This is a genomic window from Oceanobacillus luteolus, from assembly GCF_023715655.1.
Taxonomy (GTDB): domain Bacteria; phylum Bacillota; class Bacilli; order Bacillales; family Amphibacillaceae; genus Oceanobacillus; species Oceanobacillus luteolus.
Genome location: NZ_JAMBON010000174.1, coordinates 1 through 298, shown reverse-complemented (window position 1 = coordinate 298; position 298 = coordinate 1). Strand labels below are relative to the sequence as shown.

At 41.6% G+C, this 298-nt stretch carries 1 protein-coding gene; it reads right to left on the bottom strand.

Annotation, left to right across the window (positions count from 1 at the left end):
* Window positions 1-50: 50 nt before the first annotated feature.
* A complete protein-coding gene (locus M3210_RS20250) occupies window positions 51-245 on the bottom strand; it encodes a hypothetical protein (protein ID WP_251518118.1) in 195 nt (64 codons plus the stop codon).
* Between the last annotated feature and the right edge of the window lie 53 nt (window positions 246-298).

Below are 298 nucleotides of genomic sequence, written 5' to 3'. Positions count from 1 at the left end.
CGTCTTTCCACAAACAATATAAATGTTCTTGACGTCTGTATAATCTTGCCTCATTCATTTCTCAACTCCCTTATGACGGTTTGAATGATATGCTCATCCACACCGTTAAAGAAGGAAAGTTCAAGGCCGCCTGATTTCATCGTAAAAACAGGAGTTGCCGAGGGAACTGGTGGGGTCGCTAACATAGGTTCTTCTTTTTCAGGATGGAGTGTTACGGGCACGATGATTAGTTCTTCATGTGGCATAGAAAAGCACCTCCTTCAATTGATATTTCTATCTTAGCAAGAGGTGCTTCATT